At 63.0% G+C, this 16,076-nt stretch carries 15 protein-coding genes; 7 read left to right on the top strand and 8 right to left on the bottom strand.

Going from position 1 to position 16,076, the window contains the following annotated elements:
- Nucleotides 1-207 precede the first annotated feature (207 nt).
- On the top strand, nt 208-1,566 hold the full coding sequence (locus E0H22_RS03105) for an outer membrane protein (RefSeq protein WP_233024290.1): 1,359 nt from the start codon (nt 208-210) through the stop codon (nt 1,564-1,566).
- A gap of 72 nt (nt 1,567-1,638) precedes the next feature.
- On the opposite strand, the gene E0H22_RS03110 is transcribed toward E0H22_RS03105, so the two are convergent.
- A complete protein-coding gene (locus tag E0H22_RS03110; RefSeq protein WP_347340822.1) occupies nt 1,639-2,553 on the bottom strand; it encodes a class I SAM-dependent methyltransferase in 915 nt (304 codons plus the stop codon).
- An 81-nt stretch (nt 2,554-2,634) separates the two neighbouring features.
- On the opposite strand from E0H22_RS03110, the gene E0H22_RS03115 reads away from it, so the two are divergent.
- The 4 genes from E0H22_RS03115 (at nt 2,635) to E0H22_RS03130 (ending at nt 7,380) form a co-directional block, all read left to right on the top strand.
- Nucleotides 2,635-3,675, top strand: coding sequence for a ligase-associated DNA damage response exonuclease (locus E0H22_RS03115; protein ID WP_233026101.1), 1,041 nt, complete (start codon nt 2,635-2,637; stop codon nt 3,673-3,675).
- Nucleotides 3,672-5,408 (top strand): cisplatin damage response ATP-dependent DNA ligase, encoded by a 1,737-nt coding sequence (locus E0H22_RS03120; protein WP_233024292.1) that lies wholly within the window; start codon nt 3,672-3,674, stop codon nt 5,406-5,408. The genes E0H22_RS03115 and E0H22_RS03120 overlap by 4 nt, the downstream gene beginning before the upstream one ends.
- A gap of 175 nt (nt 5,409-5,583) precedes the next feature.
- Nucleotides 5,584-5,916: a DUF6460 domain-containing protein gene (locus E0H22_RS03125; protein ID WP_233024293.1), complete on the top strand. Its 333-nt coding sequence runs from the start codon at nt 5,584-5,586 to the stop codon at nt 5,914-5,916.
- A 129-nt stretch (nt 5,917-6,045) separates the two neighbouring features.
- Nucleotides 6,046-7,380, top strand: a complete 1,335-nt coding sequence (locus E0H22_RS03130; protein ID WP_233024294.1) for an MATE family efflux transporter — start codon at nt 6,046-6,048, stop codon at nt 7,378-7,380.
- A 160-nt stretch (nt 7,381-7,540) separates the two neighbouring features.
- Here the strand turns inward: E0H22_RS03130 and E0H22_RS03135 are convergent, their stop codons facing one another.
- Entirely contained in the window at nt 7,541-8,635 is a 1,095-nt protein-coding gene (locus E0H22_RS03135; RefSeq protein WP_233024295.1) for a quinone-dependent dihydroorotate dehydrogenase, read from the bottom strand.
- A complete protein-coding gene (locus E0H22_RS03140) occupies nt 8,636-8,977 on the bottom strand; it encodes a DUF952 domain-containing protein (protein WP_233024296.1) in 342 nt (113 codons plus the stop codon). It abuts the gene before it with no gap.
- A 242-nt stretch (nt 8,978-9,219) separates the two neighbouring features.
- Between E0H22_RS03140 and E0H22_RS03145 the strand changes: the two genes are divergently transcribed.
- A complete protein-coding gene (locus tag E0H22_RS03145; protein WP_233024297.1) occupies nt 9,220-9,849 on the top strand; it encodes a S24 family peptidase in 630 nt (209 codons plus the stop codon).
- A 62-nt stretch (nt 9,850-9,911) separates the two neighbouring features.
- Here the strand turns inward: E0H22_RS03145 and E0H22_RS03150 are convergent, their stop codons facing one another.
- The gene (locus E0H22_RS03150; RefSeq protein ID WP_233026103.1) at nt 9,912-11,555 is read right to left on the bottom strand and encodes a lysine--tRNA ligase; all 1,644 of its coding nucleotides are present in this window, start codon (nt 11,553-11,555) and stop codon (nt 9,912-9,914) included.
- 72 nt (nt 11,556-11,627) lie between these two features.
- On the bottom strand, nt 11,628-12,578 hold the full coding sequence (locus E0H22_RS03155; protein ID WP_233024298.1) for an ABC transporter substrate-binding protein: 951 nt from the start codon (nt 12,576-12,578) through the stop codon (nt 11,628-11,630).
- A 90-nt stretch (nt 12,579-12,668) separates the two neighbouring features.
- On the opposite strand from E0H22_RS03155, the gene E0H22_RS03160 reads away from it, so the two are divergent.
- Nucleotides 12,669-14,648 carry a glycosyltransferase family 2 protein gene (locus E0H22_RS03160; protein ID WP_233024299.1) on the top strand — a complete coding sequence of 660 codons (1,980 nt, stop codon included), beginning with the start codon at nt 12,669-12,671 and terminating at the stop codon, nt 14,646-14,648.
- On the opposite strand, the gene E0H22_RS03165 is transcribed toward E0H22_RS03160, so the two are convergent.
- The 3 genes from E0H22_RS03165 to E0H22_RS03175 form a co-directional block, all read right to left on the bottom strand.
- Nucleotides 14,639-15,229 carry an SCO family protein gene (locus E0H22_RS03165; protein ID WP_233024300.1) on the bottom strand — a complete coding sequence of 197 codons (591 nt, stop codon included), beginning with the start codon at nt 15,227-15,229 and terminating at the stop codon, nt 14,639-14,641. The two genes, E0H22_RS03160 and E0H22_RS03165, sit on opposite strands and share 10 nt — an antisense overlap.
- A gap of 17 nt (nt 15,230-15,246) precedes the next feature.
- On the bottom strand, nt 15,247-15,426 hold the full coding sequence (locus E0H22_RS03170; RefSeq protein WP_233024301.1) for a hypothetical protein: 180 nt from the start codon (nt 15,424-15,426) through the stop codon (nt 15,247-15,249).
- A 125-nt stretch (nt 15,427-15,551) separates the two neighbouring features.
- The gene (locus E0H22_RS03175; RefSeq protein WP_233024302.1) at nt 15,552-16,007 is read right to left on the bottom strand and encodes a Clp protease/crotonase-like domain-containing protein; all 456 of its coding nucleotides are present in this window, start codon (nt 16,005-16,007) and stop codon (nt 15,552-15,554) included.
- Between the last annotated feature and the right edge of the window lie 69 nt (nt 16,008-16,076).

The raw sequence follows: 16,076 nt of genomic DNA on the forward strand, positions 1-16,076 counted from the left end.
GTGTCGTTCGCGAGCGAGGCCGGGGAAGTCTCATCGACGGTCGCATGTGTATCGCGCAATGCCGGCTAACCATCGCTAAACGCTTACTTAACCGCGCTTTTTGCGTCCCGGGCCATCTGCTGCAATCTGATCAGGTGTGGCTGCCGGGATACAGCCAGACGGAGCCGACTCCCCTATCCTGCCAGAATAATTCAAATGGGGTCCACCATGAAACGTATCCTCCTCGCCAGCGCCGCGCTGATCGGAACCGCCGTCACCGCGCAGGCCGCTGACCTGGCCGTGAAGGCCCCTTACTACAAGGCTCCGGTCGTTGCGGTTTACAACTGGACCGGCTTCTATATCGGCGTGAACGCTGGCGTCGGCATCGGTCGCGATCGCATCACCCACAGCTACACGGGCGATTCCATCTACCGCTCGCCGCAGGGTGGTTTCGGCGGCGCTCAGATCGGCTGGAACTGGCAGACCGATTCGTTGCTCGGTCCGATCGTTTACGGCCTTGAAGCCGACTTCCAGGGCAGCGGCCTGACCGGCGGCGGCGCTAATGTTGTTGGTCCGCTCGGCGCGAACACCGTTCAGTACAACACCAGCTCCGATTGGTTCGGCACCGTACGCGGTCGCGTCGGTCTCGCCAGCGGCCCGGTTCTGAGCTACTTCACCGGTGGTTTCGCTTACGGCAACGTCAAGAGCACCATCACCGAAGCTGGCGCCGGCACCTTTACGTCAGATCGGACGGCAACCGGCTGGACTATCGGCAGCGGCGTCGAAGCTGCGCTGGGCGGCAACTGGACCGGCAAGATCGAATATCTCTACCTCAACCTTGGCAACCGCTATGGCACCGCTATTGGCGCTACCGGCCAGGTCGCTAACACCGAGCTGCGCGACAACCTGTTCCGCGTCGGTCTGAACTACCGCATCGGCGGCAACAGCACCTATACTCCGGTGGCTGCGGCCAACTGGACCGGTTGGTACCTCGGCGGCAACGTCGGCTCCGGCACCGGTCGTGATCGCACCTATCTCGGACCGGTGGGCGGCCCTGGCGAACAGTTCAGCCTGAATCCGGATGGCGTCAACGGCGGCGGCCAGATCGGTTATAACTGGCAGGCAGCCAACTGGGTGTACGGCCTCGAAGCTGACATTCAGGCCTCCAGCCAGCGTGACCAGAAGACGGCTGTCGTTCTCGGCACCGTCAATTACGATCACAAGCTGCCCTGGTTCGGCACCGTTCGTGGTCGTCTCGGTTACTCGGTCGGTTCTTCCCTGTTCTATGTCACCGGCGGTTATGCCTATGGCGGCGTGAAGACCGCGCTGAATACCGGAGTTGGCTCTGTCAGCTTTTCGAACACCCAGAGCGGCTGGACTGCCGGTGCGGGCATCGAGACTCCGTTCAAGCTGCTTGGCCTGTTCGGACCGAACTGGACCAGCAAGACCGAATATCTCTATGTCGATCTCGGCCGCAAGACCGACACGGTTATCCCGGGCATCGTCACCAGCACCAGCGTGACCGAGCACATCTTCCGCACCGGCCTGAACTATCACTTCAACACTCCGGTCGTTGCGAAGTACTGATTACGATAACAAAGCGTCAAACGATAAAACCCCGACCGAAAGGTCGGGGTTTTTCCTTGTACGCAGGCTGGATCAGGATTTCGACGCCACGATCACGAGACTTGGCACCGGCGCTTTGCGTTCGGTGCGGATCGAAGCGTTGTCGATGTGTTCGATGCTGAGGCCCGCATCGCGCAGCAGGCAGCGCAGATGCGTCTCGCTTTGCGCAAAGCGGAGGCTGGCCCCGAGCGCGACACCGTCGCTATCATGCGTTTCTGCCGTGAAGGCGAACAGGCCGCTTGGCCGCAACACGCGTGCGGCTTCGCAGAACAGCGGCGCGAGATCGTGGATATAGATCATCATGTCGGCAGCCAGCACGAGATCGGCGCTCGCATCGGGGTGATGACGAAGGCCTTCGACGGCGTCGGCGGTTTCGAGTGTCTCGTAGAGGCCTGTCGCATGCGCGCGCTTGATCATCTCGGCGGATAGATCAATGCCGATGAATTCTCGGGTACAGTTTGCGAATGCCCGCGCGGCGAGCCCAGTGCCGCAGCCGAGATCGATGGCGCGGTCAAAAGTCATTGGCCGTCCGGTTGTCTCGCATGTGCGAGTCACCGCATCGAACAGGAGTGCAGGCCCGCGATAGCTGAGTTCGCCGACCAGGGATTGCTCGAATTTCGGGGCGTATTGATCGTAAAGCGTGGTGACGTAGTGCCGCGACATGGCCGCAAGATTGCCACCGGTCAGCCGCAACAGCCGCAAGTCTGCCCCAAGAAAATCGACACCATTTGCCGCTTTTGCGCGCCGAAAAGCGTCAATTGCGCCGGTTTTGTCACCCTGCCGTTCGCGGACGTCGCCGAGCGCGAACCAGGCGGAGGCGAAATCCGGCACAAGCTCGATTGCTTGCGTGAACAGATCGGCAGCTCCGGCAAGATCGCCGCGGAGTTCCAGATCGCGTCCATAATCGAAACGACGATCGGCGATCATTTCGCCGGATGATATGAACATATGCGCCATAGGGAACCGGATAAAGCGAGAGGCGTTCGCACGAAGACTCCAATCGGCCCCGCTCGGGCCTATATCATGAACATGCGCCCGCACGACATCCTGATCCCGGAGCCGGCCGGTCTTCTCTGCAGGCCGGGCGGTTTCCATATCGATCCGGTGAGGCCTGTCAATCGCGCGGTCATCACCCACGGCCATTCCGATCATGCCCGTCCCGGCCATGGCGCGGTGCTGGCGACGCGGGAGACGCTGGACATGATGCGGCTGCGCTACGGCGAGAATTTCGCCGGCAGCACGCAGGAGATTTCCTACGGCGAAATGCTGAAGCTCGGCGATGTCACGATCTCATGCCACCCCGCCGGTCATGTGCTCGGGTCCGCGCAGATTGCGGTAACCTGCAAGGGCATCCGCATCGTGGCGTCCGGCGATTACAAGGACGCATACGACCCGACCTGCACGCCGTTCGAGGTCGTGCCCTGCGATATCTTCATCACCGAAGCGACATTCGGTCTGCCCGTGTTCCGGCATGGCGATGCCGCAGATGAAGTGCGGAAGCTGCTGGCCTCGGTCGCGCTGTTTCCGGAGCGCGCACATCTGGTCGGCGCCTATTCGCTGGGGAAGGCGCAGCGGGTGATCAAGCTGATCCGCGACGCTGGCTATGACACGCCGATCTATCTGCATGGCGCGATGGAGAATATCACTTCCTATTATCAGCAGCGCGGCATCGATCTTGGCGAATTGCGCCCGGTGAAGGGCGTGAAGAAGGCCGAGCTTGCGGGCACCATCACACTGGCGCCGCCATCTGCGACATCCGATTTGTGGACGCGGCGCTTTCCCGATCCGGTCACCGCTTTTGCCTCCGGCTGGATGCGCGTGCGTGCGCGCGCGCGGCAGCGCGGGGTCGAACTGCCGCTGGTGATATCCGATCATGCCGATTGGGACGGGCTTTGTGCCACCATCGGCGCGACGGGCGCCGGGGAGATCTGGGTGACGCATGGGCAGGAGGATGCGCTGGTGCATTGGTGCCAGAGCAGGGGCCTGATCGCGCGACCGCTGGCGCTGGTGGGCTATAGCGATGAGGAGGACGAGGAAGCGCTGCCGCCCGGCGAGAGCGAGGACGCATGAATCGCTTCGCCGAGTTGCTCGATCGCTTAGCTTACGAGCCCGGCCGCAACAACAAGCTGCGACTGCTGGTGGGTTATTTTCGCGAAGTGCCCGATCCCGACCGTGGTTACGCGCTGGCGGCTTTGACGGGGGCGCTGTCGTTCAAACATGCAAAACCGGGATTGATCCGCGATCTCATCGCATCGCGCGCCGATCCGGTGCTGTTCGAGCTGTCTTACGATTATGTCGGCGATCTCTCGGAGACGGTTGCGTTGATGTGGCCGAAGGGAGAGAGCGGAGCTTGGAGTTCCCCTCTCCCCAACCCTCCCCCCAACGGGGGGAGGGTTGGGGAGAGGGGGAGCCCCACGCGCGAAACCATCGACGCACTCCACAACAACCCGCCGCCACCCACGCTCACCGAAGTCGTCACCACGCTTCGCGCCCTCGGCAAATCCGAACTCCCCACCCAGCTCATGCGCTGGCTCGATGAACTCGACGAGACCGGGCGCTGGGCTCTGCTGAAGCTGGTCACCGGCGCGTTGCGCATCGGCATTTCGGCGCGGCTCGCCAAGACCGCGGCCGCGATGCTCGGCGACAAGGATCCCCATGAGGTCGAACTGATCTGGCCCGGCCTCGTGCCGCCCTATGGCGAATTGTTCGCCTGGCTCGAAGGACGGGCCGAGAAGCCGGTCAATCGCGATCCCGCGCCGTTCCGGCCGGTGATGTTGGCGCATGCGGTCGAGGATGGGGATCTCGCCTCGCTCGATGCCGCCGATTTTACGGCCGAATGGAAATGGGATGGCATACGCGTGCAGGCGACCTCGGGCCTTGGGGATGACGGTAGACTCGTCACGCGAATGTATTCGCGTAGCGGTGAGGATATCACCGCGAGCTTTCCCGATCTTGTGCCTTCGCTACGTCTGCCCGGCGCCATCGATGGCGAGCTGCTGGTGCTGCGGGACAAGCGCGTGCAGTCGTTCAACGTGTTGCAGCAGCGCCTCAACCGCAAGAGCGTCACGCCGAAACTGATGAAGGACTATCCGATCCATCTGCGCGCCTATGACCTGCTCAGCGATGGCGAAAGCGACCTGCGCGAGCTGCCGTTCGAGGAGCGACGCAAAAAGCTTGAGGCGTTCGTCGCGAAGCTGGATGATGATCGCATCGACCTGTCCGGGCAGATCGTGTTCGCCGATTGGGATGCGCTCACCGCAGCCCGCGCCGATCCTGCCATTGCAGGCGCCGGCGCCGATGCGGAAGCTGTCGAGGGCGTGATGTTGAAACGTCGCGACAGCGTCTATCTGCCCGGCCGGCCGAAGGGCCAGTGGTGGAAGTGGAAGCGCGATCCGCACATCATCGATGCCGTGCTGATGTATGCGCAGCGTGGCCACGGCAAGCGCTCGTCCTATTATTCCGACTATACGTTTGGGGTCTGGACCGATGGCGAGGAGGGCGACCGGCTGGTGCCGGTGGGCAAGGCGTATTTCGGTTTCACGGATGAGGAGCTTTTGCAGATCGATCGCTTCGTGCGCCGTCATACCACCGAGAAATTCGGTCCGGTCCGCCATGTCACTCATGAACCGGACAAAGGGCTGGTGCTGGAAGTCGCTTTCGAGGGGTTGGCGCGGTCGTCGCGGCACAAGTCTGGCGTTGCGATGCGTTTTCCGCGCATCAGTCGCCTGCGCTGGGACAAGCCACCGCGCGAGGCGGATCGGCTGGAGACGCTGGAGCGGATGTTGAAGGTGGACGTCGAATAATGTGTAGGGCGGATGAGCGAAGGGTAATCCGCCGACCGACCTCACAGTGGAAACTCTGCGGCGGATTACGGCTTCGCCGAATCCGCCCTACGGGATCGCATCTTGACGCCCCAAACGGGTTCCCCATCTGCCCCATACCCACTATGATATCGGCGCCCCCGCGCAGGAGACCACGATGCAGCCAAATGAGACCCGCGACGCTTCGGGAAATGCCGCGCCGGAACGAAGCCTGCCATCCGCTCAGGACGGCCTGTCACGTTTCCTCGGCGGGTCGCCAGTCGCCGTGTTCGGGCGCCTCGTGCTGCTGTCGATACTCGTTGGCGTCGTGCTCGCCGCCATCGGCTTCGATCCGTGGAACATCGTCACCAGCATCCGACGCCTGTTCCAGTGGATTTATGATTTCGGCTACGATGCCATCAACGGGCTGTGGCGCTATTTCCTGCTCGGCGCCGTGATCGTGGTGCCGATCTGGTTCATCTCGCGGCTGTTCGCCTCGCCCCGGCGCTGATAGCCGTCTGTCGTTACCCGCGAAAGCGGGTAACCCAGTAAACACTGGCGCCAGCGCGCCGTTACTCCCGTCGCCATGTACTGGGTTGCCCGGTCAAGCCGGGCAACGACAGAAGTAGTTTGCCACTCGATGACAGACCCTGCCGCTGCTTCCCCGACCTTCCATCCCGCCACCACACGCGACATCTTCGCCATCGCGGGGCCGGCGATGCTGGCCAACCTGACCACGCCGATGCTCGGCATCGTCGCCACCATGGCGATCGGCCGGCTCGGCGATGCCACGCTGCTCGGCGGCGTCGCCATGGCGTCGGTATTGTTCGATTGCGTGTTCTGGCTGTTCGGTTTTCTGCGCATGAGCACAGTGGCCTTCACCGCGCAGGCCCTGGGGGCCGGTGACAAGCAGGAGTTGCGGGCATTGCTGCCACGCGGCTTCATCATTGCAGGCGTTATCGGCAGTAGTTTGATCCTGCTGCAGATGCCGATCGCTTTCGCACTGTTGACCGCAATGGGGGGCAGCGATGGCGTGACCGATGCGGCACATCGCTATTTCACCATTCGCATCTGGTCGGCGCCGCTGGTGCTGTCGAATTTCGTCATGGTCGGCTGGCTGGTCGGGCAGGCGCGCGCAGGTCTCGCGCTGGCGGTGCAGATCGTCATCAATGTCGTGAGCATGGCGACGACACTGCTGCTCGTGCTGGTGTTCGACATGGGCATTCCGGGCGCGGCGCTGGCGGCCATTGTCGCCGAAGGCACAGGCTTCGTGCTGGGCGTTGCGATTGCATGGCGCATCACTGGCGGCAAACTCACCATGCCATGGTCCGTGCTGCTGGAGCACGACAAGCTCAAGCACACCGTGGCGGTCAATCGCGACATCATGATCCGTACCGCGGCGCTGATCGCGGCGTTCCTGTTCTTCACGGCGCAGGGCGCGCGGGCCGGCGATCAGATCCTCGCGGCGAATGCAGTGCTCAACAACTTCCTCTTGATCTCTTCGTTCTTTCTCGACGGTCTCGCCACGGCGGCGGAGCAACTCTGCGGCAGGGCCTACGGTGCGCGCAATCGCATCGGATTTGCGAGTGCTGTCAGGCTGGTGGTGCAGTGGGGCTTCGGATTCGCGGTGGTGCTGAGCGCGATCTATGCGCTGGGCGGCGCTGCGCTGATCGATGCGATGACGGCGAGCGCGGATGTGCGCATGCTGGCGCGCGAATTTCTCTGGCTGGTGGCCTTGGCGCCGGTTCTCGGCGTATTCGCCTTCGCCTATGACGGCGTGTTCATCGGCGCCACCTGGGCGCGCGACATGCGCAATCTGATGGTATTGTCGCTGTTGTGCTTTCTGGCGGCGTGGTTCGCGCTGCGGTCGTGGGGCAATGCGGGGTTATGGGCGGCATTGCTGGTGCATTACATCGCGCGCGGCGGGTTGCAGGCGATCAGGTATCCGGCGTTGCTGAGGAAGACGTTTTCGTAGGATGGGTAGAGCGAAGCGAAACCCATCGACGGAGCTTGCCGCAACGACGGAATGATGGGTTTCGCTCCGGCGCTATGCGCCTGCGCTCTACACATCCTACAGGCCAGCTCATGGTTCGAGACGCGCGCAAGTGCGCGCTCCTCACCATGAGGGGTGGAGTTTAGACCGGCCAGTCTTCGGCCGTGATCGTCGCGGCGTCGGCGCCGACGATCTCCGACAGCGAATCCCGTCCCGTGCGGAGCAGTGTCGATGAAAGGTCGGCCTTGATCGCATCGACCAGCCCAAGCCCTTTATAGATCAGCGACGAATAGACCTGGATCAGGCTCGCGCCCGCGCGGATTTTAGTGAGCGCGGCGCCGCCGCTGTCGATGCCGCCGGCGCCGATCAGCGGGAAGGCCCCTTCCACGCGCACGAAGGTTTCGGCGACCATGCGGGTCGAGAGCCGGAACAGCGGTCGGCCGGACAGGCCCCCGGTCTCCTTCGCCTTCGTTTGCTCGCGCAAGGTCGGCGGTCGGCCGATGGTGGTATTGGCGACGATCATGCCATCGACGCTGCGGGAGCGGGCGACATGAACGACATCGTCGAGATCGGCGAGGCTGAGATCGGGAGCGATCTTCAGCAGCACCGGCGAATCGCCGGAGGTCTTGCGAACGCGGTCGCGCGCCTCGATGACGCGGGCGAGGAGATCGTCGAGTTCGCTCGCCTGCTGCAGGTTGCGCAGGCCCGGCGTGTTCGGCGACGAGACATTGACGGTGAAGTAGCTCGCCACCGGCGCGAAGGTCTCAATCAGCTTCACGTAGTCCTGGGTACGATCGCTGGAATCCTTGTTGGCGCCGACATTGACGCCGACGATGCCGCCGCGCTGCGCTCGCGCCGCAAGGCGTGCCAGCACGGGCTCGGCGCCCTCGCTGTTGAAGCCGAAACGGTTGATGACAGCCTCGTCGCGCTCGAGCCGGAACAAACGGGGGCGCGGATTGCCGGGCTGCGGTTTCGGCGTGACCGTGCCGATTTCGGCAAAGCCGAAGCCAAGGCGCAGCAGCGCGTCGGGCGCTTCTGCGTGCTTGTCGAAGCCGGCGGCGATCCCGATGGGATTGGGAAAATTCAGGCCGAAGGCGCGCACGGCGAGTTTCGCATCGTCAGGTCGCGGCTTGGCATAGGGCAGCAGTTTCAGGCCGCGAATGGCGAGGCGGTGGGCGTCTTCCGGATCCAGCATGCGCAGCATCGGCAGGGAGAAGGCATCGAAGGCACGGATCACTTAAGACAACTCCGGGATGACATGGCTGCCGTCGGCGCGCAGGCGCAGGTCCATGACGGCGGTGACGGCGCCGAGATCGAGTGCACCATAGAGATGCGGAAACAGGTCGCCGCCGCGGGAGGGCTCCCAGCGCAGCTCGTCGCCGAATGCGTCCCTGTCCACGGCGATCAGGAACAGGCCGCTCTGGCCAGCGTAGTGCTTGGCGAGGGTGCCTTCGAGCTGCTCTTTTGTGGAGAAATGGATGAAGCCGTCCCGGATGTCGTCGGCGCTGCCGCGATAAGTGCCCTGGCGCTCGGCTTCGCGCCATTGCGGCGCTGGACAGATTTTATAGATGCTGCGCAATCGCTCAGACTTTCCGGGTTGTTCCTGGAGGCATACGGACAGCTCCCACTGTGTCTTCTGGCGCGTGTCGGCGGCAGACCGTATCGACGGCGCCCCCTCAACTCAAGGCCGCACATTTTTTTCGGATGTCGGTTGCGCAAATCGCGGAACCACGGCAATAATTCCTAGTTTCTGCCACGATTCAGTGCGCCCGCGGCATGCCAGGCCAAGAGCATCGCCAAGGGCCGAGAAGGGACGAGATCATGCTGACCCACGCCCAGATCTGGAATGCGCTCGACCTGCTCGCCGAACGCAACGGCATGACGCCGTCGGCGCTGGCCAAGAAAGCGGGACTGGATGCAACCACTTTCAACAAATCCAAGCGCATCACCCATGAGGGGCGCGAGCGCTGGCCGTCCACCGAGTCGGTATCGAAGGCGCTGGCTGCGACCAATGTGCCGATCGACACCTTCGTGTCGCTGATCGAAGGCACGCGCAAGATCGTGCAGTCAGTGCCGCTGCTGGGCTTCGCGCAAGCGGGCCAAGGCGGGTTCTTCGACGATGCCGGTTTCCCGGTGGGCAGCAAGGGCTGGGACGAGGTCGGACTGCCGTCGGTGAATGACGAGCATGCCTATGCGCTGACGATCTCCGGCGATTCGATGCGGCCGGCCTATCGCGACGGCGACATCATCGTCGTCTCGCCGAGCGCGCAGATCCGCAAGGGCGATCGCGTGGTGGTCAAGACCAAGGACGGCGAGGTGATGGCGAAGGAGCTGAAGCGGCGCACCACCAAGCTGCTGGAACTGCAGTCACTGAATCCCGGCCACGCGGACCGGAGCTTTGCCGTGCAGGACATCGAATGGATCGCGCGGATCGTGTGGGCTAGTCAGTAAAGGGCGTTTCGGAACCACGCAGTGGTCATCGCCCGGTCGAGCCGGGTGACGACGGTGAGAGGTCACGCGCTCCGCGCCAGCGCACCGTCGATCATGTTGATCGCATTCTGCACGCCATAGACCGCGACGAACGATCCGAAGCGCGGGCCCTTCTCCTGGCCGAGCAGCACCTGGTACAGCATGTTGAACCAGTCCAGCGACACACCCGGTCGGCCGTCCTTGGCCGGCTTCTTGTGATCGAGGAACGGCTCGCGGCGACCGATCTCGTAGACGGTGTTCTGGATGTCCTCGGCGCTTGCATCGGCCGCCAGGCGTGACAGCGCATCACGCAGGTCCTGCAGCGCCACGCGCTCGATCTCGGTCGGCTCGCGGAACGTCTTGGTCGGCGCGACGAAATCGCGGTAGTAGTTGATGGCATAGCCGACCATCGCATCCAGCTTCGGATGCGTCTGCGCGGTGACGCCGGGACGATAGCGGCCGATGAAACCCCACAGTGTGTCGGCATTCTCGGCGTTCGATGACGACACCAGCGTCAGCAGGAGCTGGAACGTGACCGGCATGTCGACGACCGGTGGATTGCCGGCATGCAGATGCCAGACCGGATTGGACAGGCGCTGCTTGGCATCCTGGCGGTTATAGCCGTCGAGGAACTGCTGATATTCATCCACATTGCGCGGGATCACGTCGAAGAACAGGCGCTTCGCCGCCTTCGGCTCGCGATACATGAACAGAGACAGCGATTCCGGTGAGGCATAGCGCAGCCATTCGTCGATGGTCAGGCCGTTGCCCTTCGACTTCGAGATCTTGCCGCCATGCTCGTCGAGGAAGAGCTCGTAGTTGAAGCCTTCCGGCGGCGTGCCGCCGAGGGCCGCGCAGATCTTGCCCGAGAGCTTGACGCTGTCGATCAGATCCTTGCCGGCCATCTCATAGTCGACGCCGAGCGCGGCCCAGCGCAGAGCCCAGTCGGCCTTCCACTGGCACTTCACGGCGCCGCCGGTGACCGTCGTCTCGACTTCCTCATTCGTATCGGGATCGACATAGGTGACCGTGCCGGCTTTCACATCGCGGCGGATCATCGGCACCTGCAGCACCACGCCGGTGGTCTTGCTGATCGGTAGGAACGGCGAGTAGGTGGCTCGGCGGTCCGGGCCGAGGGTCGGCAGGATGATGCCCATCACCTTGTCGTAGACTTCCAGCATCTTCAGCAGCGTGGCGTCGAAGCGGCCGGATGCGTAATAGTCGGTGCTTGAGGCGAATTCGTAGTCGAAGCCGAAATGGTCGAGGAAGGCGCGCAGACGCGCGTTGTTGGCCGCACCGAAGGACGGATATTCGTTCGAGAACGGATCCGGCACCCGGGTCAATGGCTTGCCGAGATGGGCGGCCAGCATGTCCTTGTTAGGCACATTGTCCGGCACCTTGCGAAAACCGTCCATGTCGTCCGAGAAGGCAAGCAGGCGGGTCTTGATCTTGTCTTCAGTCAGTACGCGGAAGGCATGGCGCACCATGGTGGTGCGGGCGACCTCGCCAAAGGTGCCGATGTGCGGCAGGCCCGAGGGACCGTAACCGGTTTCGAACAGCACTTCATCTTTGGGATTTTTCTTCAGCCGTGCCACCAGCGCCTTCGCCTGCTCGAACGGCCAGGCGTTGGAATTCTCGGCGAGCGCGCGCAGCTCGCTCGGGCTCATGGTGGTCTCAGCAGTCGACATGGTCATTTGGCCTCCGAGCCGCGGAACCTAGCGGCTCCGCACGAAAATGCCAAACCGCCGGGACGTGAAAAATCAGAATGGGCTGACCGAGAAATATTTCAGCCACAGATCGGTGTAGCGGCCTTTCTCCCAGGTGCGGAACAGCGCCCAGTTCAAGGCCTGGCGCAAGGTGTCGTTGCCCTTGCGCACGGCGATGCCGATACCTTCGCCGAAGAAGCGGCTCTCGATGAAGGGGCCGCCGCTAAAGGCGCAGCAATCGCCGGAATCGGTGCCGTTGATCCACAGAGCCAGAGAGATGGCGTCGCCGAAGATGACATCGACCTCGCTCTTCCGGAGCGCCTGCCGCAGGGCGTCGTCGCTCTGGAACGTGACCAGCGTCGCGTCGGTGAACATCGCCTTGAGAAAGGCTTCGTGCGCAGTGCCGGCGATGACGCCGATCTTCTTGCCTTCGAGATATTCCGGCCGCATTTCCTTCAGCGTTGCGTCTTTGCGCGCCACAAAGCGGCCGGGGGCGCGGTAATACGGGTCGGTGAAATCGACGCGGGCGCGGATCGCCGGCGTCACCGCCATCGATGCGATGATGGCGTCACCGCGATTGCTTGCAATGGCATCCAGCAGCGTCTCGAAGCGGCGCATCTGGATGGTGCAGGTGACCTTGATCTCCTCGCAGAGCGCGCGCGCGAGATCGACATTGAAGCCGGCCGGATTGCCATCGGGACCGGTATAGTTGAACGGCGGATAGTCAGTCTCGGTGAGGAAGCGGATCACCGTGAGGCGCGCCAGGTCCGGGCGCTCCGGCCGACGCCGCGGATCCCAGAAGCCTGGAACGGCCTGCGCACCGGGCTGGTTGCCGGATTGCAGTGACAGATTCGGCGCCAGCGGTGGCACGGGTGGCTGGGACTGGGCCAAGGCCCGCTGCACCGTCCATGGCTGTAACGCGCCCACGAGGCACAGCACCCACAAGATCGAGCGCTTGGCTCGATGCGGTATTTGGTTGCCGAGATTATCTATCTGTGGTTGCATGTAGGCGTGTCCGGACGCGGGTCTTATAGACCATCCCGCCGGAGACGCGAGGGGGCGTTTCTAACCTGGTTAGTAGCGTGGGGGCGTAGCATGGCCCTGTTGGACCGTGGCGGACATCCGGAGCCGTTTGTCAGTGCATATGTTTTGGGTCCCGAGCGCCGGCGTCGGCTGCTGGAGTACGATCCTCGTCGTCCCGAACCGAGCTCGCCGATTGCGGTGGAACTCGAATGCCTGCGCGGCATCATCCCGGCGTTGACGTTGCAGGCGGCCACCAATCGTAGCCGCAGGATCGGGATGGGAGCCGACCGGGTCCTGATCGAGTGGGGCATTATCGACGAGACCGCCTATCTCAGGCGATTGGCTATGCAGCTGGGCATCCGCCTGATCGCGCCGCAAGAGGACGATTGGAGCCGTTGTCTGTCATCGCCTTCGCGGTATGCCCAGGCGGCGACACTCGGCATCTTTCGAATTCAGCGCGACAACGGTGTGCGGTTCGTTGTCGCATCGCGTTGCCTGTCAGCGCGCATGCTGAGCGAGCTTGCAACGGCGCGGCCTGAACTGGTCGCTCAATTCGAACTCGCGACCACGGATGACTTCAATCGCTTCCTCACGGAGCGTGCAGGCGACGCGCTCGCGCGGCAGGCTGCAGAGAACCTCTCGCAATGCTGGCCCGAACTGTCTGCTGCATCGCGCGCGGAAACATGGTGGCAGCAATTTCGACGCTCGGCGATCATTCTTGGCATTGCCGGCGCCGTCTCCATCCCTTCGTTATTCGGCGAGGTCATCTGGACCGCTGTCCTGACGACCGCTTTCCTTGCTTTCGCGGGCTTTCGCTTTCTCGGTGGTTTCGTGCCGCGTTCACCGGAGCCGAAGCGCCGGTATCAGCCGGATGCGGAGCTGCCGATTTATACGGTAATGATCGCACTCTACCGCGAAGCCACCTCGGTGGCGCCACTGCTGCAGGCGATCGACGATCTCGATTATCCTCGCGAAAAGCTCGATGTCATTCTCGTCACCGAGGCGGATGACGACATGACCCGGCAGGCGATTGCGCGGCTGCAGCCGATGCCGCATGTGCAGGTGCTCACCGTCCCGGCCATCGGTCCGCAAACCAAGCCGAAGGCATTGAACTACGCGCTGCCGTTCGCGCGCGGCAGTTATGTCGCGGTGTTCGATGCGGAGGACCGGCCCGAGCCGGGGCAGCTGCGCGCCGCGCTGGATGCGTTCGACCATCACGGCCAGCGCATCGCCTGCGTGCAGGCGAGCCTGTGCATCGACAATGCATCGGAAAGCCTGCTGTCGCGCATGTTTGCGGCGGAATATGCCGGGCAATTCGATGTTTTGCTGCCCGGCCTCTCGGCGCTACATCTGCCGCTGCCGCTCGGCGGGTCGTCGAACCATTTTCGCACCCATGTCCTGCGCGACGTCGGCGGCTGGGATGCTTATAACGTCACCGAGGATGCCGATCTTGGTATCCGCCTGGCGCGATTTGGATATCGCTGCACCACCTTCTCCTCGACGACCTATGAAGAAGCGCCGGTGCGTTTCAGTGCGTGGCTGCGGCAGCGGTCGCGCTGGATGAAGGGGTGGATGCAAACGAGCGGCGTGCATCTGCGCAGGCCGTGGCGCCTGAGGCGCGATGTGGGGACGGCGAAGTCGCTCGGCGTCGTGCTTATTGCCGGTGGCAATGTACTGACGGCACTTGCTTACCCGTTGCTGCTCGTCGAGATCGCGCTGTTCATGGTACAAGCCGGCGTGATGGGGAGCGCGGCCGACCTTCGGCAGGATATGCTGATGCCGCTACATCTTGCAGCGATCTCCGCAGGCTATCTCTCGACCATTGTCATCGGCCTGATGGGTCTCGCCCGACGCGGGCAGATGCGGCACGCCTGGATTCTGCTGCTGGCGCCCCTCTATTGGGGCGTGCTGTCGATTGCGGCGTGGCGCGCGCTATGGCAGCTGCTGCGCGAGCCGCATCGGTGGGAAAAGACGCAACATGCGGTGTCGCGCCGAAGCAAGGCCATGCGGACGGAATTGGGCAGGAATAATAATCGACGCTCTCACAGGTAGCGTTTCAGATCCGTCGCCGCTTCTTCTGGTGTGCGCTTGAGATTGAAGGGGGCGACGAAATTGCCGTCCTTGTCCATCAGATAGATCAACGCAGTGTGATCCATGGTGTAATCGCCGTCCTTGGTCGGGATCTTCTTGGCATAAACGCGGTAGCCGGCGATCATTTTCGCCACTTCCTCGGGCGTGCCGGTAAGCCCCTTCAGATGCGGATCGAAGCTGGATAGATAGTCCTTCATGATCGGCGCGGTGTCGCGCTCTGGATCGACAGAGACGAAATAGGTGTTGAGCTTGTCTGCATCCTTTCCAAGGGCGCGCAGCACTTCGGACATCTCGAACAGGGACGTCGGACAGATATCCGGGCAATGGGTGAAGCCGAAGAAGATCAGCGATGGCTTGCCCTTCAGATTTTGCTCGGTTACCCGCGCGCCGGATTGATCGGTGAGCTGGAACGGTCCGCCGATGGCCGCCGGAGCGGTCACGCCGCGGAATCCGCCGGACAGCCACAGCACCAGCAGCAGACCTGCGGCGAGGCTGCCGGCGAAAGCCGCGATGATGACCAGCGGGCGGGTGGAGCTATTCATTGGATTGTTCCCAGAAATCACATGCAGGCGGCGATGCCCGTCTTCACCATCTCGAAAAAGACGGCGGTGCCGTACCATGCCCATAAACCGATGGCGCCGACCACGAGCAGGCCGACGAAGCTCGCCGCCGCACCGACAATCAGCGTCGTTGCGCGCGAGGACGATGCCATGTGGTCAGGGGTATGTGCCGGCTGCATGGATGACCTCAATCCGCAGGCACCCGCGCAATGGGGCTGCAGTCAGGTTCCAGATAGGCCGAGTTGCGGGCGCGGGCAAGCGTCGGCGGGGTCGCAGAGATCAAGTGATGGGGAGCGAGCGCACCTCACCGCGCCGAGGCGCGGGCATCCATGTAACAGGGCTTGTACATGCCGGCGAGCTGATGGCCGCGAAGAAAAATCATCTGCGGCTTGAGGCCACCGCGCTTGGCGATCCAGCGGCGGATATTCGACGGATACATGGAATACAGCATCCGCGTCGCTTCGCGGTTGGTAACGGCGCGGCCATTATCGCCCATGTCCCAGGCTGCATGGAAGCCGAGAGTGGCATTCGGGGTCACGCAGATGCGGTCATGCGGAACGGCACCGAGCACGATGGTGCAGGCCGAGGCGCACAAACCGTCGATGACCACGGTTTCACCAGAGGAACGCAGGCCCTGATATCTGTCGACATAGGTTCCGATGCGACCGCCGCGATCATCGGCGATACGCACCACAGCATGGCTCGTGCCGATACCTGCAGCCAACAGAACAGCCGCCAGCAAACCTGTCACGAACTTCATGCTCTGCCCCGAAAACTGTGATGCCGAATCCGTTCGCCCTGATGATGCAGGACCATGTCAGCGTGTTGG

The organism is Rhodopseudomonas boonkerdii, from assembly GCF_021184025.1.
Classification (GTDB): domain Bacteria; phylum Pseudomonadota; class Alphaproteobacteria; order Rhizobiales; family Xanthobacteraceae; genus Tardiphaga; species Tardiphaga boonkerdii.